Source organism: Gaiella sp. (assembly GCF_035558935.1).
Taxonomy (GTDB): Bacteria; Actinomycetota; Thermoleophilia; order Gaiellales; family Gaiellaceae; genus Gaiella.
On record NZ_DATMBZ010000052.1, the window covers coordinates 1 to 18918 of the forward strand.

Genomic DNA, 18918 nt, shown 5'->3' on the forward strand with positions numbered 1-18918 from the left:
CAACTGCTCGCGCGGACCGGCGTCACGCTCGACGAGATCGGCCTCTTCGAGCTGAACGAGCCGTTCGCGGTGCAGGTGCTCACCTGGTGCGACGGCGTCGGCGTCGCCCCGGACGACCCGCGGCTCAACCCCTACGGCGGCGCGATCGCCTGCGGCCACCCGCTCGCCGCGACCGGGGTCCGTCTGCTCGCGCAGCTCGCCTACGAGTTCGAGCGGCGGCCCGACGTCCGCTACGGGCTGACGGCGCTCTGCATCGGCCTCGGGATGGGCGCCGCGCTCCTCTGGGAGAACGCCCGCCATGGCTGAGGCGCCGGTTGCGCAGTTCCATCTCCAGCGGCTCGACAGCAGGGTCGGGCCGATCGCGCTCGTCACGATCGACAACGGCGCGGACTGGCGGAAGCCGACGACGCTCGGCGAGGACGCGCTCCGGTCGCTTGCGGAGGTCCTCGGCAGGCTGCGGACGCGCGACTGGCGCGGCCTCGTGCTCACCGGCAAGCCGCTGGTCTTCGCGGCGGGCGCCGACATCGCACAGTTCCCGGGGATCACTCCCGAGCGCGCACGCGAGGGCGGCAAGGCGGGCCACGAGCTCTTCGGGCGGCTCCGCGAGCTGCCGTTCCCGACGCTCGCCGCCGTGAACGGTGCGGCACTCGGTGGCGGGCTCGAGATCGCGCTCCACTGCGACGTCCGCACGCTCGCGGCGAACGTCCGGCACCTCGGCTTCCCGGAGGTCTTCCTCGGCCTCTTCCCCGCGTGGGGAGGGACGCAGCTCACCCCGCGCCTCGTCGGCGCGGCGGCGGCCGTGAAGCTGATCGTCGACAACCCTCTCGCGCAGAACCGGATGCTCTCCGCGCCCGACGCGCTCGAGCTCGGCCTCGTCGACCACGTGCTCGAGCCCGTCGAGTTCCTGGACGAGTCGATCGAGCTCCTCCTGCAGCATGTCGAGTCCGGCGACGGGAAGCGTCGGCTCGACGCGGACCTCTCCGACGCCGCCGAGGTGGTCCGGAAGGCCCGCGCGCGGGTCGACGACGCCGTCCACGGGCAGGCGCCGGCGCCGTACCGTGCGCTCGACCTGATCGAGGGCGCGGCGACGTGGAGCCTCGAGGAGGGATATGCCGCCGAGGAGGACGCGCTCGCGGAGCTGCTTCCGGGGCCGGAGGCCCAGGCCTCGATCTATGCGTTCGACGTCGTCGAGCGGCGGATCAAACGCCCGCAGGGTGTCCCGGATGCGACGCCGCGGAGGATCCAGCGGGTCGGCATCGTCGGTGCCGGCCTGATGGCGACGCAGCTCGCGACGCTCTTCCTGCGGCGGCTCGAGGTTCCGGTCGTCCTCACCGACGTCGACCGGGAGCGCGCCGGGAAGGCAGTCGAGTCGATCCGCGGGGACCTCGCCGGCCTCGTCGCCAAGGGCCGCCTCAGCGAGGGGAGAGCGCGGTTCCTCGGCTCGATCGCGACCGCGGGCGAGGCGATCGACGCGTACGCCGGCTGTGACCTCGTCCTCGAGGCGGTGTTCGAGGAGCTCCAGGTCAAGCGGGACGTCTTCTCCGCGCTCGAGCGAGTCGTCTCCCCCCAGTGTCTGCTCGTCACGAACACCTCGGCACTCTCGGTCGCCGCAATGGCGGAGGGCCTCGCTCATCCCGAGCGCGTGGTCGGGCTCCACTTCTTCAATCCCGTGGCGGTGCTGCCCCTCGTCGAGGTCGTCTCGACGCCGGCGACGGACGATGTGGCGCTCGCGACCGCGTGGGACGTCACCGGGAAGCTCGGGAAGCGCGGCGTGCTGGTGAAGGATGCCCCGGCGTTCGTCGTCAACCGGCTCCTGACACGCCAGTCGACGGTGCTGATGCAGGCGCTCGAGAGCGGCTCGACCTTCGAGGAGACCGACGAGGCGGCGCTGCGGCTCGGGATCCCGATGCCGCCGTCCGCCCTGCTCGCGATGGTCGGGCCGAAGGTCGCGAACCACGTGCTCGAGACGCTCCACGAGTCCTTCCCCGACCGGTTCCCGCTCTCGCCGACCCTCCAGGCACTCGCCGACGGCGAGTTTCCCGCGCTCGAGGCGAAGGACGACCGCCCGAGCGTCGACGAGATCCACGAGCGGATCCTCGAGGCGCTGGCCGACGAGGCGTGCCGGATTCTCGACGAGGGTGTCGTCGCCTCGGCGGCGGAGATCGACGCGTGCCTGATCCTCGGCGCCGGTTACCCGTTCTTCCGCGGCGGCATCACGAAGCACCTGGATCAGACCGGCGTCTCGCAACGCGCCTGCGGCCGGACGCTCGGCGAGGCCTGAGACCCTCCTCTCCGACCGCCGATTCCGCTAGTCTCCGGGGTGCAGCGACGCTGGCGCGGGAACGACGCCCGAGTGAGCTGCCTTCCTCGAACGGTTGCGTAGGGCAGGGCGGCGCGTTTCGAGGCTGCTGCGCACATGCAGGAATCCACGACCACTGAGAACGCGACGGCCGGGGAGCTCCCGGGCCTCGAACGAGCCGCGCATCGGGCCGAGCGCTGGTTCGGCGAGCCGTTCCTCCACCCGGGCGAGGACGCGGACGTCGCGCTCGCCCCGGGCGCGGCGCGGCGCCTCGCGCTCGACGACGCCATCGAGGAGATCGACGCCGGCAACCGCACGCCGTCGCCCGGCTGGAAGGTGCGCTACGGGCTGATGCTCGGCCTCGAACGCGTCCTCGCGGCCGAGAGCCCCTCGACCGCGGCGGGCACCGCACTCCGCCGGCACCAGATCGACGCGCTCGCTGGGATGCTCACCGAGCTGATCGCCGCGACGCAGAGGAGCGCCGAGGAGAACGGCAACGGCTCGAGCAACGGCAGCGTCGCCGAGCTCGTCGAGGAGAGCGAGCTCGAGGACGAGGAGGACGCCGAGCTCGTCGACGAGGAGCTCGACGAGCCGTCCTTCACGGGGGAGGATCCGGGCGCGTCGCGCCGCTACCGCTTCCGGCATCCGACCGCGTCCGGGAAGACCATCGCGGCGGCGGGGTTCGTCGAAGCCGCGCGTCACCTGGGCGTGCTGATCCTCACGCACCGCCGGCTGCTCGTCGACCAGTTCCGCCGCGACCTCACGACCGAGGGGTACGGCGACCGCCTCACCGAGACGATCGAGCGCGGCAAGGAGCCGCTGCGAGCTGACCCGATCACGATCCAGACGTATGCGTGGTTCGCCCGGCACGGCGACGAGCTCTCACGCACCGCGTACCAGCTCGTGATCTGCGACGAGGCGCACACCGCGCTCGGCGAGAAGACCTCGACCGCGATCCGCCGCTTCTCGGAGCCGCTCTACATCGGCATGACGGCGACGGAGCAGCTGATCGCGAAGCAGGTCTCCGACGTCTTCCCCGCTTCTGTCGACGACCTCCCGCTGACCGACGCCGCCCGTCGCGGCCTGATCGCGCCGCTCCGCTCTCTCCGCGTCCCACCGGTCGCCGCGATCAACTCCGTCCCGATCGTCGGCGGCGACTTCGAGGAGCGCGCGCTGGCCGCAGCACTCGACCACATCGCGCTCAACCAGGCGGCGGCCAGCCTCTACCGCGACCGCTTCGGCGCGACGCCGGGGATCGTCTACGCGGCCGGCGTCGACCACGCCTACAACCTCGCGCAGGAGTTCCGCGCAGCGGGGCTCAAGACCATGGCGGTCTCCGGCCGGACGCCACCACGCGAGCTGGCCGAGACGCTCGCCGCGTACGAGCGCGGCGAGATCAACGTCCTCATCAACGCCCAGCTCCTCGCCGAGGGCTGGAACTCTCCGCGCGCGACCGTCTGCATGCACCTCGCGCCGACCGCGTCGAAGCGCGTCTACCAGCAGCGCATCGGCCGGATCATGCGCACGCACCCACGCAAGGAAGCGGGGATCGTCGTGGACTTCGTGCCCAAGGGCGCGACACACTCGGAGCGGGTCGTGTCGCTCCACTCACTGCTCGACTCCGACTTCTACCGGGAGGGCGCCCGCGTCACCCCGGCCCCCCGCCGACGTTCCGCGCGACGCGCGCGCCGGCGCCTCTCGCCCGCTCCGTGGCTCGTCCCGGTCACGCAGGACGTCGCCCGCCGGCTCGCCGTCATCCAGCGCGAGTGGCAGCGCGTCGACCCGCGGTTCCTGGACGACGACGAGCAGCGGTTCTGGGCGACGATCGCCGGGCGCCAGATCCGGTTCGACCAGCGCGCGGAGTTCGCGCGAAAGTTTGCGGAGGGACGGGCCGACAAGGGCGCGCTCGAGACGTTTCTTTCCGTGTGCGCCGCCGAGAACCCGAACCGCCGCCTGCGGATGACCGCCCTCGCCGACCGGGTCGCGACCCGGGTCGAGCGCGCCGACTTCGACGATCTCGTCACTCTCGTCACGCAGGCGCCGCCGTGGGAGAAGGACCGCGCCGCGGGCGTCCGCATCCTCCTGCGGGCAATCGGAGACGGCAAGGCGGACGCGCCCGAGCAGATCCTCGGCCGCTGGACATGGCGGCTCGCGCGCTCGGTTCGCAAGACGCTCGATCGCAAGGCGAGCCAGGAGTTTCCGGAGGCGAAGCGGCTGCTCGGAGCGGTCGCGAACTCGCGTGGACACCGTCACGAGGACAACGTCGCGCAGCTCGTGCGGATCGCAGCCGCGCTCCCCTTGCCGGTCGGCGCGGCGCTGCTCGCCTCGGCCGAGGGATATACCCCGCGGGCCAACGGCGCGCTCGACCGTGCGCGCGAGGAGCTCGGCCCGATCCAGGAGATCGCGACGGCGCTCGCGGAGAGCCTGCCCGCCCCCAAGGCGCCCGCACGCAAGTCGCGTCGCCGCAGGCGCAAGCGGAAGCCCGCCGAGCCGAGCGCCGCTCAGGGCACGGCGCCGACGACGGAGCCGGCGAACGGCGGCGAGACGACGGAGCAGGCGCCCGAACCTCCGGTCGAGCCCGAGCGCGCCGCCTAGAGGCTTGATGCGGGTCGGAGGCGCGTGCGGGGAGGGCATGCGCCAAGCAGCGGCGTCGGCTCGGGCGACGTCGGGCCCCATCCGTGCGTGCCTGCAACCCGCATCAGGCCTCTAGCTCTGCTCGTCGGGCGGGTCGTCCTTCCGCCCGTGCTCACGCTCGCGCAGGAAGCGGGTCAGCTCGGCCGCGAGCGACTCCCCGCTCGGTAGCTCGCCGCCCTCGGCGAACGACTCGATCGTGTCCGCGCGCTGCTCGAGCTCCTCGACATAGGCCTGGGTGTCGGGGTCCGACGCGACCGCCTCGCTCACCTGGCTGGCGTAGTCCGCCTCCGCCTCGTCGAGCTCGGTCATGTCGATCGGCGTACCGAGGAGGTCGGCGAGACGCGTGCACAGGGCCTTCGCGGCCCGAGGGCTGGGGGCGAGGGAGACGTAGTGCGGAACGGCCGACCAGAGGCTGACGGAGCGCAGACCGGCAGCCCGGCAAGCGTCGTGGAGCACTCCGACGATCCCGGTCGGGCCTTCGTACCGTGAGAGCTGGAGGCCGAGCTCCTCGACCAGCTGGGGATCGGTCGCAGCACCCGTGACCGGCGCTGGCCGAGTGTGCGGCACGTCGGCGAGGAGGGCGCCGAGCGTGACCACGAGCTCGACGCCGACATCACGAGCGAGCCCGATCACGAGCTCGGTGAACGCGCGCCAGCGGTAGTTCGGCTCGACGCCGAGCAGGATCAGAGCATCGCGGTCGGCTCCCGGGATCGCCGCGTGGTAGAAGGCGTTCTCGGGCCACTCGATCCGGCGCGTCAGGCCTTCGTCGAGCGCCACGGTCGGCCGGACTGCCTGGAAGTCCATGAACGCCTCCGGATCGACATCCGCGAAGCGGGTCGCGTCCCACTGCTGGACGAGGTAACCGGCGGCAACGGTCGCAGCCTGGCCACCGTCGTTCCAGCCGCGGAACGCGGTGATCATCACCGGGCGGCGCAGCGTGGGCAGCTCGCCGATGCGGAGGTCGTCGGGGGCCATCGCGACAGCGTAACTGCGGTCAGCGAGAGCGCACCGGCTCGCCGAGCGCCTCGACCCGCGAGGCCGAGCGGGCGACGAGGGCGAGTGGCGGCCGCCAGAGTGTGTACGCCACCCCGATCGTGAGGGCCCAGAGCGTCGCCGCGAGCGTCACGTGCACGAGGACGAGGCCCCACGGGAGCGCGTTCCGGTACTGGATCTCACCGACGAGCATCTGCACGAGCAGCACGCCGAGCAACGCGAGCGCCAGGCGCACGACGCCGGGCGCAATCCTCCGCGCCCGAAGCAGCTGCCAGCCGACGAGCAGGAGGCCGATCCCGAAGACCGCCGTGGCGCGCACGTGGACGTAGACGGTGTCCCGGATCCCGAGCCCGAGCCGGTGGACGTCCTGGTCGGCGCCCGGATGCGGCCCGGACGCCGTGGCCACGGCGCCCGTCACGACCATCGCCGCGCAGGCGACGACACCGACGACCGCCACGAGCCGCAGCCAGCGCGGAACGACCGGCGGCGCGAGCCCCGTCGCGTTGCTCCACGCCTCGAACGCCACCACGACGGAGAGGGCGACGACGACGAGCGCGAGCAGGAAGTGCGACATCACGGCGAGCGGGTGGAGGTCGAGGATCACCGTCACCCCCCCGAGCGGGATCTGCGCGACCGTCCCGAGGAACGCCGCAAGCGCCACGTGCGCGACCCAACGCGGAAGGCCGGCGACGCGACGCCCGGCATGCCAGGTGGCGAGCGACGCGAGGATCCCACCCACCGCGATCACGCGGTTGCCGAACTCCACCATCGGGTGGAAGTCCATCGCGGGGAACGGCGTCGAGCCGCAGCGCGGCCAGTTGTCACAGCCGAGCCCCGAGCCGGTGAGCCGGACGAACGCGCCCGACGCGACGACGAGGCCGAGCATGGCGACGGTCCCGACGGCGAGCTGCAGGAAGCGGCGCGAGGAGACCGGCTCACGAAGGCGTTCGCGCACCCTCATCCGAGGCTCACTCCGCTTCCCGGCTCGACGTTGCCGACGACGTGAAGCGGGAGGCCGGCGCCCGCGAAGGTCGCCTCCAGCACGACTCGCTTGTCGCGCGGAAGCGTGACGAGCAGGCCCCCGGCCGTCTGCGGGTCGTAGGCGAGCGCCTCGACGGCCTCCGACGCCGTGCTCCGGACGTGGTCGCCCGCGAAGTCCCGGTTCCTGCGGTCGCCGCCCGTCCGCACGCCGGCCTCGGCGAGCTCCAGCGCCGCGGGCAGCGCGGGCAGCAGGTCCGCCTCGAGCGAGATGTGCACACCCGAGCGCTCGGCGGTCTCGTGTGCGTGCCCGAGCAACCCGAAGCCCGTCACATCCGTCACGGCGTGCGGCGTAAAGGGCCGCAGAACGTCCGCCGCCTGCTCGTTGAGCTCCGTCATCGCGGCGACGGCGGCGTCGAGCGCCCCGTCCGGCGCGCGGCCGTCACGCACGGCCTGCAGTACGAGCCCCGTCCCGAGCGGTTTCGTCAGCGCCACGAGGTCGCCCGCCTGCGCGCCGCTCTTTCGCCAGACACCGTCCGGGTGCACGGTCCCGACGACGGCGAGCCCGTACTTCGGCTCCTCGTCGCGGATCGTGTGACCGCCGGCAAGAATCGCCCCCGCGTCCCTCGTCGCCGCCCCCGCCCCGGCGAGGATCTCGCCGAGCACGCTGGTCGGCAGCTCTTCGGGAAAGGCCGTGACCGAGAGCGCGAGGAGCGGTCGGCCGCCCATCGCGTACACGTCGTTGAGGGCGTTCGTCGCGGCGATCCGCCCGAACGTCCACGGGTCGTCGACAACCGGTGGGAAGAAGTCGACCGTGAAGACGAGCGCCGTCGTGTCATCCAGCCGGTAGACCGCCGCGTCGTCGGCCGGATCGAGGCCGACGAGCAGGTCTGCCGTGTCCGCCGGGACGATGCCCGAGAGCAGCTCCTCGAGTCGCGCGGCCGAGTACTTCGCCGCGCACCCGCCGGCCTTCGCGAGGCTCGTCAGCGTCGGCTGGGTCACGTCCCGAGTGTAGAGACGACCTCGCGGGGCGACCGTCGGAAGGGCCCGGAAGGAGACGCCGCCGGAGGGCCGAACTGATCGGCCAGACGGAGTGGATCTCCCCCTTCCCCTCCCTCGTGCTCCGCGGAGGCCGCCGGACGTCTGGCGGCCTCCGTCTATGAAAGGATCGCCACGTGCGGAGCGCCCTCGTCACCGGCGGGTCGTCCGGCATCGGGCTCGCGATCGCGCGCATCCTCCGCGAGGAGGGCTACGCCCTCACGCTGGCCGCCAGAAACGTCGAGCGGCTCGAGACGGCCGCGCACGAGCTCGAGGCGAGGACGTTCGGCCTCGACGTCCGCGACGAGGAGCAATGCCGCCGTCTCGTGGCAGCGCACCTGGAGACCCACTCCGGACTCGACGTGCTCGTCAACTCGGCCGGCGTCGGCATCGCGGGGAGAATCGGGGACACGTCGACGAAGCACTTCGACCTTCAACAGTCCGTCAACCTGCGCGGTGCCTTCCTCGTCACGCGAGAGGCGCTCCCGGCGCTCCGCGAATCGCGGGGCTACGTCGTCAACCTCGCTTCGATCGCCGGGACGATCCCCACACCGGGGCTCGCGACGTACGGAGCCGCGAAGGCGGCGTTGATCGCGCTCACCCGCTCGCTCGTCAGGGAGGAGCGCGAGACGGGCGTGCGCGCGACGGCGCTCTGCCCAGCGTTCGTGGACACGCCCATGACGACGTGGACCGGCCTCGAGGGAGCCGAGATGATCCAGCCCGAGGACTGCGCCGAGGTCGTCCGCTCGCTGCTCCGGCTCAGCCCCGCCGCGCGCGTCCCGCTCGTCGTGATCGAGCGCGCGGGCGACGACGTCGTGTAGCCCGCAACCTGCCCTGCTCGCAAGCGGGGCGCCCGCTCGGTCAGTCGTCGCCCGGCGCGAGCCCGCCTGGCTGCGCGTCGTCACCGACCGCCAGCGCATCGAGTGAGCCGTCGCCGCCCGTCAGTCCGAGCCGGCCGTAGAGCGCCAGCTTGCCACGCGAGTCCTCGATGTCCAGGAGACGCATCGTGAGTTGCCCGATCCGGTCGAGCGGCCCGAAGGCGGCGTCCTCGACGCGTTCCATGGAAAGCCGCTCGGGGTGGTACGTCGCGTTCTCCGACACCGTGTCGAGGATCGTGTAGTCGTCTCCGCGACGGAGCTCGACCGTCACCTCGCCGGTCACCGCGCTGCCGATCCACCTCGACAGTCCCTCCCGCAGCATCAGCGCCTGCGGGTCGAACCACCGGCCCTCGTAGAGCAGGCGCCCGAGCCGTCGACCACCGGTGCGATACTCGTCGATCGTCGCCTCGTTGTGGATCGCGTTGACGAGCCGCTCGTAGGCGAGCCAGAGGAGCGCCATCCCCGGCGCCTCGTAGATGCCGCGGCTCTTGGCCTCGATGATCCGGTTCTCGATCTGATCGGACATGCCCAGCCCGTGCCGGCCGCCGATCGAGTTGGCCTCGAGAACGAGCTCCACCCGATCCTCGAAGCGGCGGCCGTTGAGCGAGACCGGCCACCCCTCCTCGAACCGCACGGTCGCCGTCTCGGGCGCGATCTCCAGAGCGGGGTCGCAGTGCGCGACCCCCATGATCGGGCTCACGATCGACATCGGCCGCGCGAGCTGCTCGAGCTCCTTGGCCTCGTGCGTCGCGCCCCAGATATTCGCGTCCGTGGAGTACGCGTGCTCGACCCCCGCCCGGTACGGCAGCCCTCGTTCGAGCAGCCACTCGCTCATCTCCTTCCGGCCGCCGAGCTCCTCGACGAACACGGGGTCGAGCCAGGGCTTGTAGATCCGAAGCGCCGGGTTGACGAGTAGGCCGTAACGAAAGAACCGTTCGACGTCGTTGCCCTTGTACGTCGAGCCGTCGCCCCAGATGTCGACGCCGTGCTCGTGCATCTCGTGGACGAGCATCGTCCCGGTGACCGCGCGGCCGAGGGGCGTGGTGTTGAAGTAGGTCTTGCCACCCGACGAGACGTGGAACGCCCCGCACCGGAGCGCGACGAGGCCTTCGTGCACGAGGTGCTGCCTGCAATCGACGAGCACGGCCTCTTCTGCGCCGACCTCGGCCGCGCGAGCGGGAATGCCGGCGACGTCGTGCTCGTCGTACTGGCCGAGGTCGGCCGTGAACGCGTACGGAATCGCGCCCTTCTCACGGATCCACGCGACGGCGACCGTCGTGTCGAGACCGCCGGAGAACGCGATTCCGACGCGTTCGCCGACGGGCAGCGACGTGAGGACGTGCGACACCCGGCGGCCCGGCTACCGCACCTTCGCGACGGCCCGCGCGAGCTCGTCGACCGAGAAGGCGCCCTCGAGTCTCGTCCGGATGATGCCGTCGCGGTCGACCACGAACGTGAACGGCTCGGTGGGCAGCCGCCACTGCGAGACCCACTGGTTCACGCCCTTCGCGGGATCGTTGTCCTTGTAGATCTCGACGTGGATGAAGCGCACCCCCGTCGACGCGGGTCGTCTCCGCACGGCCGAGACGGTGTCCACCACGGGGCCGCACGTCCGCGACTGGCAGTACTGCGGGGTCGCGAACGCGAGCACGAAGGGCTCGTGCGCGGCGAGCGCCTGGGCGACGGACGTGGTGTAGAGCGCACGGTCGGGCCGGCGCGACGTCGTCAGCGCAGAGAGGTCTCCGCCGGTGCTCGCGAGCGTCGGCGTCTTCGAGGCGATCGCCCGGCCGCCGACTCCGGGAGCCGCAGTGCGCTTGCGCACGACCATGTTCCCGAGCGCCTGGATCTTCCGACCGCCGACCGGCTCGGCGAGGTACCAGTACGTCCCCGCCGTCGGAGCGGTGACCGTGGCGACGTAGATGCCGTCGGCACCGGCGGAATCGCCGCCGGGGATGCCGATGGGCTCGAGCCGCGCCGTGGTCTCGGCGTACGGCGCCTGCTTGAGCCCGCGCGAGACCCACACGCGGGCGGTTGGGCGTTCGATCAACTTCGACTGCTTGTCGACGATCAAGAACGAGATGCGGTTGCTGCCGACCGCGTTGTCCGACGTTCCGGGCACGGCGGCGACGTCCTCGCCGGGGGCGCGCCAGAGCTCCTCGATCGTCGGCTCGGACGTCGACATGGTCTCCGCGCCGGTCGTGTCTCCGGCCGCCGCGCCGTCCGAGCTCCCCCCGCAGGACGCGGCGAGGAGCCCGGTGCCGAGCGCGACGACGATTGCAGCGGCAAGCGGGCGGCCCACGCCGCCCAATCTAGCCGCAGGACGCCGGCGTCAGTCGCCGTCCGAGAAGGTGCGGTTCGGCCTGAACTGACCGAGCCAGGCTGCGACCAGCGCAAGGTTGACGAGAGCCAGGATCACACGCGCTCTGCTCACCTCGATCCTCCTTTCTCAGAAGCGGACGACCCGAAGCGCTTCGGCAGCGTTCCGGTACAAGCGCGCCGCCTCGCGTGCGTCTCCCCGACGCTCCGCGAGGTCTCCAAGCGCGACCCACGCCCCCGTCCGGTGCGCGATGGACGCCATCTGCTCGAACGCAGCGTCCGCGGCCCGGAAGCACTCCTCCGCCTCGTCGAGACGGCCCCGCTCCAGCAACGAGCGGCCCAGCACCAGGTTGGACTGACCGATCTCGTCGAGGAAGTCCTCGCGCCCGTCGAGGAGCGCGAGCGCCTTACGTGCGTGCTCGTCGGCCGCGTCGTGCTCGCCCAGGTGCTCGTGGACGGCTGCCAGGCTCCCCAGGGCCTGAGCGGCGTCCGGCTGCGAGCCGGCCTCGACGGCGAGTGCGAACGACGTCGTGAGATGCTCGATCGCCTGCTCGGGATGGCCGAGCAGGAGCTGCAGGCCGCCGAGGTTGAGCATGAGGCGGCCCGTATTGCGTGCGTCGTTGAGCTCGGAGTAGATCTCTCTCGCCTGCATGGCGTACTGGCGGGCGAGGACCCAGTGCCCTGTCTTCTCCGCGACCCACGAGGCCTGGAAGTACGCCCCCGCGACGACGCGAGGATCGTCGACGGCGAGTGCAAGCTCGAGCGCGCGCTCGGCGTCCTCACGCGCGGCCTCGTAGTCGGCCTGACGCCGGCGGCAACGCGACCGCCACGCGAGTATCCGTGCCCGCAGCACGTCGCAGGGCAGGCCCGACCGCTCCGCCAGGTCGAGCGCCTCGTCGAGCAGCCCGATCGCCGAAGGAATGCTCGAGATGCGATAGCGACAGCACCCGAGCCGGAACAGCACGTCGGCGCGGTCGATGTCCGAGAACTCGGGCAACTCGGTCAGCTCGCGCGCCTGCTGCAGGACCGCGATCGCGTCATGTGCCGCGCCCAGCTCCTGGAGGGCCCAACCTTCGCCGGCGAGCGCGCGGAGCTCGAGCTCCGCCGAGCCGAGCGCGCGGATCTCCTCCCGCGCCGTCCGGAACGCCTCGACCGCCTCCTCGTCACGGTGGGCCTCCGAGAGCGCCTCGGCCTGCGCGAGCCTCGTCTCGACACGGCTCCGCGCGTCGGCGGAGACCCCGTGGCGGAGGAACTGCTCGTCGACGCCCAGGCGGTCTGCGAGCCAGGCAATCGTGTCGGCCGTCGGCCGGGTCTTCCCGCGCTCGATCTGGCTGACGTACTCCTTCGAGAAGCGATCGCCCGCCAGCTCGGTCTGCGTCAGGCCGGCCGCGACGCGCAACGCACGCACGCGCTCGCCGACGCTCCGGCTGCCGGCGTGCGTCGTCGACCGGAGAGTGGCGGCCGCATCGCGCATTCCGCTCGCACTGAACCCGCCACTCCCGCGGCCGCCCTCCCCCGATGGGGTGAATCGATCTTCGAAGCCGGGACCCATAGTGAAGTGAAGGATAGCGTGGATCACTTGACCGAGCTACTTGACTTTTTGGGACATGCCCCCTACAGTCAGGTCACCACGCACCTTCCAGACGCCAGGAAGGTGCACGGGGCGTTACCAGCGGGAACGGCGCGAGCACCGGAGAACAGCGTGACTGGGCCGCAGAGTCACGAGCTCCGCTCGAGCCTCCCACCAAGGGTCGCCTCCTTCTGAAACGCCCCCGGAAGCCGCAGCCGGGGGCGTTTCTCTTTGTGCGGGAACCCACGGTTCCCTACGACCCCCCTCCTTCTCGCTTGCAGCAAGACCAAGCGTTGACTGCGCTCCCGGCCGGCAAAGCCGGCCTCCGGCCGCGGAGCACAGCCCGCCGAGCATCGTTCGAACCCCCGCGCGCGGGTGAGGCCGGCGGCGACGCCGGGTGGTAGGGTCGCGGCGCATGGCAGCGGTCGACTACTTCATCAAGTTCGACGGCATCAAGGGCGAGAGCGCCGACGTCAAGCACAAGGACGAGATCGACGTCGAGTCCTGGAGCTGGGGCGAGACGAACGCCGCCGGCGGCGGTAGCGGTGGTGGCGCCGGGGCCGGCAAGGCCCAGGTGCAGGACTTCCAGTTCGTCATGCGCCTGAACAGGGCGAGCCCGTCGCTCATGAAGGCGTGCGCCACCGGCCAGCACATCAAGGTGGCGACGCTCTCGGCCCGCAAGGCCGGCAAGGGCCAGCAGGAGTACCTCACCTTCAAGTTTCGCGACGTCGTCATCAGCTCGTTCCAGACGGGCGGCTCTGAGGAGACGCCCGTCCCGACCGACGCCGTGTCGTTCTCCTTCGCCAAGCTCGAGGTCGAGTACAAGCCCGAGAAGTCCGACGGCTCGTTGGGAGCGGCTGTCGACTTCAGGTACGACCTGAAGACGAACAAGACGTTCTAGGGTCCCCCGGTCGGCCATCGAGCCGTGGAGCCCGTCCGCCCCGTCCCTCCCCCGCGGCGCCCCGATCCTCCGCGGGCCGAGAGCACCAAGGCGGCGGTCGAGCTCGCCTCGCTCCTGCGCGATGCCGGCTACGAGTCGCCGCGGATCCAGCAGCGCCTGGCAACGGGTGACGAGCTCCTTGCGCGCTCGCCCGAGCTGCCGTCCTACCTGCGCCGGCTGGGCGATGGGGACGAGCTCGCAGTGCTGTTGCGTCTGTTTCTCCTCGGCGTGCCGGTCGAACGGGCCCGCCTCGAGCTGCTCGTGCCCGAACGGCTCCGACAACGCCTCGCCGGCGCGGAGCTCCTCGTCGACGACGCCGGGCTCGTCCACGGGACGGCCCGCCTCGTCCCGCACGACGACCTGCTGATCGCCTCCGACCCCGCAGGTGCGGCGGAGGGGCACGCGGACCACGTCGCCGGCGTGCACCGCCCCTCCGTGGCCCTCGCGCACCTGACGGTCCGCGGCGAGGAGGAGCGCGCCCTCGACCTCTGCGCCGGGAACGGCATCCAGGCGATCCTCCTCGCCGCGCATGCGAGTCACGTCGTGGCGACGGACGTGAACACGAGGGCGCTCGCGTATGCGACGTTCAACGCGGCGCTCAACGACGTCGCCAACGTCGAGGTCCGGGCCGGCAGCTTCTTCGAGCCGGTAGAGGGAGAGCGGTTCGACCTCGTCGTCGCGAACCCGCCGTACGTCGTCTCGCCCGAGAGCGCCTACCTCTTCCGTGACAGTGGTCTGCGCGGCGACGCCGTGTCGGAGCTCGTCGTCCGAGGCACGCCCGCCCTCCTTGCTCCGGGCGCGTTCGCCTCCGTCCTGATCGCCTGGGCGCTCGATCCGGACGATCCGGCGGCGCGTCCCCGGCAGTGGCTGGAGGGCTCGGGGTGCGACGCGTTCCTGCTGCACACGTCGACGGACGACCCGCTCGAGACCGCGACCGTCTGGAATCGCGACCTTCTCGACCGGCCCGACGCCTACTCCGGGGCACTCGATCGCTGGCTCGCGTACTACCACGAGCTCGGGATCGAGCAGCTCGGCTACGCCTGCCTCGTGCTGCGCAAGCGCAACGACAGCCGTGACTCGTCAGCGGCGGGGTGGATGGAAGCGCTGCAGCTGCCGCGCGCGGCCCTCCGCCCCGCCGGCCGGCACGTGCGGCGGCTCTTCGAGACGCATGACCGGCTCGACGAGCTGGATTCCGACGCTGCGCTCCTCGGCCGCCGACTGCGCGTCGTCGACGACGCCGTCGTGAGCCAGGACACCCGCTTCAGCGGAGGTCGTTGGCAGTCCGAGCAGCTGACGCTCCGGCTCGAGCACGGGCTTCCGTTCTCCGCCGAGCTCGACCCGTCCACGGCGCGGCTCGTCCGTGAGCTCGACGGCTCGCGGACACTCGCGGAGGCGCTGGCGACCGCCGTCGGCGGCGACGCCGCAGGAGAGGGCCTCGGCCTCGCCCGCCGGATGCTCGAGGTCGGCTTTCTCGAGCTCGACTGAGGGCGGTCGTCGTCGGCGCCCGGGCTACGCCGTCGGCCCGCTCGTGGCGGGAGGCGGCACGGGGACCTGCACCCAGGCGACGATCTTGCCGTGACGCACGCGGAACACGGCGGCAGCCTTCTGCCCCGGCGCGTCGCAGTGGCGGTGCTTCCCGTTCGCGAGGCGAAACACGGCGGTCGCCAGCTCACCGTCGACGTCGATCGAGACGATCCGCCCGGCGCACGGAAGCAGGCGGTGCCAGAGGGCGATCTGCGCGGGGGTCTCGAGCCGGAGCGCCGAGCCGCCCTGCACGAACACCGCCGGGTGGGCAAAGAGTCGCGCGACGCCCGCGTTGTCGTACGCGTTGAGGCGGGCGCTCCACGCCCGCACGACCCGCTTCGTCGCCGTGGGCGAATCGGTCGCCTCCGCCGAGGCGACGGGAATCGCCAGCAAACCGACGGACACGACCAGGGCGAGCGTGCGCACGAGAACCACGATACGCCCACCAAGGTGGGATCGAAGATGGCGGCCCCGAGGACTAGTCGTCGTCCGCGGGATCGCCGAGCAGCCAGCGCATGCGCTCGTGCTGGATCGCGACGAGGTCGTCCTCGGAGAGGAGCCCGCCGACCCGGTGGGCGACGGAGCGCAGCAGGCCGCCCGCGATCATCACCCACGCTTCGGCGTCCGGGTCACGATCGGACGGGATCACACCGCTCTCCTGTCCGCGGCGAATCGCACCGGCGACGTGGTCGTGCACGACGCGCATGTGGCGCGCGACATGCCGGCGGATCTCGCGGTCCTCTCCGGCCTCGGTGATTCCCTGGATCCAGAGGTTCGGCATCAGGGCCTTCTTCCACCGCGAGGCCGACGGTGGGAGCGGGAGCCGAGCGCCCGGACCGCCCTGCGCCTCGCTTCCCGCGAACCAACTGCCGACGGCGCGGTCGAAGCCGTCACGGAAGTCTTCCCACGCCGCGTCGAGGCAGGCCGCCCAGAGATCCCGCTTCGAGGCGAAGTGGCGGTAGAGGACGGGCTCGCTCACGCCCGCCTCGCGTGCGATCTCGGCGGTGGTCGACCCCGCGTAGCTGCCTGCGGAGAAGACCCGCAGCGCGGCCTCGACGATCGCCCTCCGGCGCTCCTCGGCGGGAAGCCGTCGCGGTCGCGCAACCTCGGTCATGCCGCTTCGGCGGCCGGGAGCTGTTCCTCCTCGCCGCGCGTCCGGTCGTGCGGACGGATGAGGAGGGCGGCGACGACCGCGCCGACGAGGGCGATCGCCGAGGCCACGAGCAGCGCGTTCTCGAAACCGGCCATGAACGACGCCGGAGTCGGCGGCTCCGTGAGCTTCGCCGCCATGATCGCCCCCATCAGAGCGATCCCGGTCGAGCCACCCACCTGGCGGAAGGCGTTGAGCACGGCGGCGCCGACGCCCGCCTTCTCCACGGGCACGGCTCGGGTCGCGGCGGCCGTGCCCGGCGTCATCGTCATCGACATCCCGATGCCTCCGAGGGCAAGGCCCGGCAGCAGCGTCCAGAACGTCGAATCGGTGCCGAGCTGGCTGAAGTAGAGAAGCTGCGCCGCGAGGAGGAGCATTCCGGCCGTGATCAGGCCCCGTGACCCGAGGCGGTCGGAGAGACGCCCCGCGAGCGGCGCCACGATGATCACGAGGATGGTCATCGGCAGGAAGGCCGCGCCGGTCTCGACCGCGGAGTAGTGGAGGATGTTCTGCATGTACAGCGACATGAAGAAGAAGACGCCGAACATCGCGAGCGAGACGAGCAGGATCGCGAGGTTCGCGCCGACGTAGGTGCGGTTCCGGAACAGCGACAGGTCGAGCATCGGCGCCCGTTGGCGACGTTCCAGCACCACGAACGCCCCGAGCGCGACCACCGCGACGGCGAACGCCCCGACGATGCGAGGGGAGGTCCAGCCGTACGTGTTCGCCTCGATCAGGCCGTAGGTGAGCGCAAAGAGGCCGAGCGACGACGTCGCGAGCCCCGGCACGTCGAGCCGCTCGTGCGTCGGGTCGTGCGACTCGTCGATCAAGAGGAAGCTGGCGAACACGCCGAGGATCCCGAACGGGACGTTGACGAAGAAGATCCAGTTCCAGCTCGCGTGCTCGGTGAGCAGTCCCCCGACGAGCGGGCCGATCGCGAGCGCGAGCGCCGACACACCGGCCCAGATCCCGATCGCGGTCCCGCGCTGCCGCGGCGGGAAGGTCGCGGCGATGATCGAGAGCGTTGCGGGGTTCATCATCGCGGCGCCGGCGCCCTGGAGGACGCGCGACGCGATGAGCATGTCGCCGCTCGTCGACAGCCCGCACAGGAGCGAGGCCACGGTGAAGACGACGATCCCGATGACGAACACGAGCCGTCGCCCGTAGGCGTCCGCGAGCTTGCCGCCGATCAGCATCAGGGCCGCGAAGGTGAGCGCGTACCCGGAGACGATCCACTCGAGCTCCGACAGGCCGACGCCGAGGTCACGCTGGATCGAGGGCAGCGCGACGTTCACGACCGTGTTGTCGAGCATGATCATGAACAGCCCGAACGACACCGCCGCGAGCGTCCACCACTTCTTGTTCTCAGCGGTCATCAGCCGTGTCGGCATCTCTGCACCTCCTCGAAGTTAGCGTGGACTACGCTAGCTGCCGCGGCGAACCGGTTAACCGGCGGGCAACGTCCTCGCGCGTACGATCTCGCGGTGCCCGTCTACATCTGCCCCAACTGCCGTGAGCGCTCGATCGACACCGACGGCGTCGAGGGGTTCTCGATGCACGCGCCGCAGTGCCGCAGCTGTGGCTTCGGCTTTCTCTTCCAGCTGCTGGAGGACTACTACCCGGCACCGTCGACCGGCTTCGTCGTCTGCGACCAGGACGCGCGCGTGCTCGCCGTCGGCCGCGGTGTCTTCGAGCTGACCGGCTACCGCGAGACGGACCTGATCGGACGGGACGTCGCCGATGCGCTCGCCCTCTCGGACACGGCTCCCCTGCAGCTCGTGCGCGAGTGGGGCGTGCGGCGGCTCGGGGAGCAGCTCGAGCTCCGCACGCGGGCAGGGTTGACGAAGCCCGTGCTGGTCGACCTGTTCCCGGCGTACGACGACGACGGGGGCGTGCTCGTCGCGCTCTCGTCCCGCTGAGCCGCGGCCGTGGCCGTTTCGCTCTGGCTCGTTCGCCACGGCGAGACGAAGTGGAGCCGCGAGCGCCTCCACACCTCCGTCACGGACGTGCCGCTGACGGCGGCGGGTGCGGAGGCGGCACGCGGCGTGGGCGAGCGCCTCGTGGGCCGCTCGTTCTCGCTGGTCCTGACGAGCCCGCGTCAACGTGCACGTCGCAGCGCGGAGCTCGCCGGCTTCCCCGACGCCGAAGTCGACGACGACCTGGCCGAGTGGGGCTACGGACACTACGAGGGCGTCAGCACGGCCCAGATCCGGGAGACGGACCCCGACTGGACGGTGTGGTCCCACCCCGCTCCGGGAGGCGAGACCGCGGAGCAGGTCCGCACGCGCGTCGACCGGGTGCTCGCGCGCTGTGCGGGCGTCGAAGGCGACGTTCTGCTCTTCGGGCACGCGCACTGCCTGCGCGCGCTGACCGCGCGGTGGCTCGGCCAGTCCGTCGTCGACGGAAGGCTCTACCGGCTCGACACCGGGTCACTCTCCGTCCTCGCCTACGAGCGCGAGACGCCGGTGATCGTGCACTGGAACGCGACCGGCTCCGAGCCGCTCACGACGTAGCTGCCGAGGCTTCCGGCCGCGGAGCCGCCGTTCGCCGAGTGAAGCGGCCCGCGGTACGCCGGTCGGTGGTGACGCTGGGCGGGGG

At 71.7% G+C, this 18918-nt stretch carries 16 protein-coding genes and 1 pseudogene; 8 read left to right on the plus strand and 9 right to left on the minus strand.

Features of this window, described 5'->3' with window-relative positions; translation table 11 throughout:
• The 3 genes and pseudogenes from VNM44_RS05140 to VNM44_RS05150 form a co-directional block, all read left to right on the plus strand.
• A pseudogene (locus tag VNM44_RS05140) lies at positions 1 to 306 on the plus strand (acetyl-CoA C-acyltransferase); the annotation flags it as partial.
• A complete protein-coding gene (locus VNM44_RS05145) occupies positions 299 to 2281 on the plus strand; it encodes a 3-hydroxyacyl-CoA dehydrogenase NAD-binding domain-containing protein (protein WP_325623362.1) in 1983 nt (660 codons plus the stop codon). The pseudogene VNM44_RS05140 and the gene VNM44_RS05145, both read left to right, overlap by 8 nt.
• Before the next feature lie 135 nt (positions 2282 to 2416).
• Positions 2417 to 4894: a DEAD/DEAH box helicase gene (locus VNM44_RS05150; RefSeq protein WP_325623364.1), complete on the plus strand. Its 2478-nt coding sequence runs from the start codon at positions 2417 to 2419 to the stop codon at positions 4892 to 4894.
• Positions 4895 to 5005: 111 nt separating this feature from the next.
• Here the strand turns inward: VNM44_RS05150 and VNM44_RS05155 are convergent, their stop codons facing one another.
• The 3 genes from VNM44_RS05155 to selD are packed head-to-tail and all read right to left on the minus strand — an operon-like array spanning position 5006 to position 7906.
• Positions 5006 to 5908 carry a PAC2 family protein gene (locus VNM44_RS05155; protein WP_325623366.1) on the minus strand — a complete coding sequence of 301 codons (903 nt, stop codon included), beginning with the start codon at positions 5906 to 5908 and terminating at the stop codon, positions 5006 to 5008.
• 19 nt (positions 5909 to 5927) lie between these two features.
• Positions 5928 to 6881 (minus strand): COX15/CtaA family protein, encoded by a 954-nt coding sequence (locus VNM44_RS05160; RefSeq protein ID WP_325623368.1) that lies wholly within the window; start codon positions 6879 to 6881, stop codon positions 5928 to 5930.
• 2 nt (positions 6882 to 6883) lie between these two features.
• Complete coding sequence (gene selD / locus VNM44_RS05165; RefSeq protein WP_325623370.1) at positions 6884 to 7906, minus strand: selenide, water dikinase SelD; 1023 nt, start codon at positions 7904 to 7906, stop codon at positions 6884 to 6886.
• A 173-nt stretch (positions 7907 to 8079) separates the two neighbouring features.
• On the opposite strand from selD, the gene VNM44_RS05170 reads away from it, so the two are divergent.
• Positions 8080 to 8763, plus strand: coding sequence for an SDR family oxidoreductase (locus VNM44_RS05170; protein WP_325623372.1), 684 nt, complete (start codon positions 8080 to 8082; stop codon positions 8761 to 8763).
• Between the two features lie 40 nt (positions 8764 to 8803).
• On the opposite strand, the gene argG is transcribed toward VNM44_RS05170, so the two are convergent.
• From argG to VNM44_RS05185, 3 genes are all read right to left on the minus strand, one after another.
• Complete coding sequence (gene argG / locus VNM44_RS05175) at positions 8804 to 10168, minus strand: argininosuccinate synthase (RefSeq protein ID WP_325623374.1); 1365 nt, start codon at positions 10166 to 10168, stop codon at positions 8804 to 8806.
• Between the two features lie 12 nt (positions 10169 to 10180).
• Positions 10181 to 11119: a hypothetical protein gene (locus VNM44_RS05180; protein ID WP_325623376.1), complete on the minus strand. Its 939-nt coding sequence runs from the start codon at positions 11117 to 11119 to the stop codon at positions 10181 to 10183.
• Between the two features lie 147 nt (positions 11120 to 11266).
• Positions 11267 to 12610, minus strand: coding sequence for a helix-turn-helix transcriptional regulator (locus VNM44_RS05185; protein WP_325623378.1), 1344 nt, complete (start codon positions 12608 to 12610; stop codon positions 11267 to 11269).
• A 511-nt stretch (positions 12611 to 13121) separates the two neighbouring features.
• Here VNM44_RS05185 and VNM44_RS05190 point away from each other — a divergent pair.
• Positions 13122 to 13607, plus strand: coding sequence for a type VI secretion system tube protein Hcp (locus VNM44_RS05190; protein WP_325623380.1), 486 nt, complete (start codon positions 13122 to 13124; stop codon positions 13605 to 13607).
• Positions 13608 to 13631: 24 nt separating this feature from the next.
• A complete protein-coding gene (locus VNM44_RS05195; protein WP_325623382.1) occupies positions 13632 to 15131 on the plus strand; it encodes a class I SAM-dependent methyltransferase in 1500 nt (499 codons plus the stop codon).
• 24 nt (positions 15132 to 15155) lie between these two features.
• Here VNM44_RS05195 and VNM44_RS05200 read toward each other — a convergent pair whose 3' ends face one another.
• The 3 genes from VNM44_RS05200 to VNM44_RS05210 are packed head-to-tail and all read right to left on the minus strand — an operon-like array spanning position 15156 to position 17711.
• A complete protein-coding gene (locus VNM44_RS05200; RefSeq protein ID WP_325623384.1) occupies positions 15156 to 15596 on the minus strand; it encodes a nuclear transport factor 2 family protein in 441 nt (146 codons plus the stop codon).
• A 52-nt stretch (positions 15597 to 15648) separates the two neighbouring features.
• Positions 15649 to 16284, minus strand: a complete 636-nt coding sequence (locus VNM44_RS05205; protein ID WP_325623386.1) for a helix-turn-helix domain-containing protein — start codon at positions 16282 to 16284, stop codon at positions 15649 to 15651.
• Entirely contained in the window at positions 16281 to 17711 is a 1431-nt protein-coding gene (locus VNM44_RS05210) for an MFS transporter (RefSeq protein WP_325623388.1), read from the minus strand. Before VNM44_RS05210 ends, VNM44_RS05205 begins: the two co-directional genes overlap by 4 nt.
• Positions 17712 to 17804: 93 nt before the next feature.
• On the opposite strand from VNM44_RS05210, the gene VNM44_RS05215 reads away from it, so the two are divergent.
• Both VNM44_RS05215 and VNM44_RS05220 read left to right on the plus strand, forming a co-directional pair.
• Entirely contained in the window at positions 17805 to 18239 is a 435-nt protein-coding gene (locus VNM44_RS05215; protein ID WP_325623390.1) for a PAS domain-containing protein, read from the plus strand.
• Between the two features lie 9 nt (positions 18240 to 18248).
• Positions 18249 to 18833 (plus strand): histidine phosphatase family protein, encoded by a 585-nt coding sequence (locus VNM44_RS05220; protein ID WP_325623392.1) that lies wholly within the window; start codon positions 18249 to 18251, stop codon positions 18831 to 18833.
• Positions 18834 to 18918 lie beyond the last annotated feature (85 nt).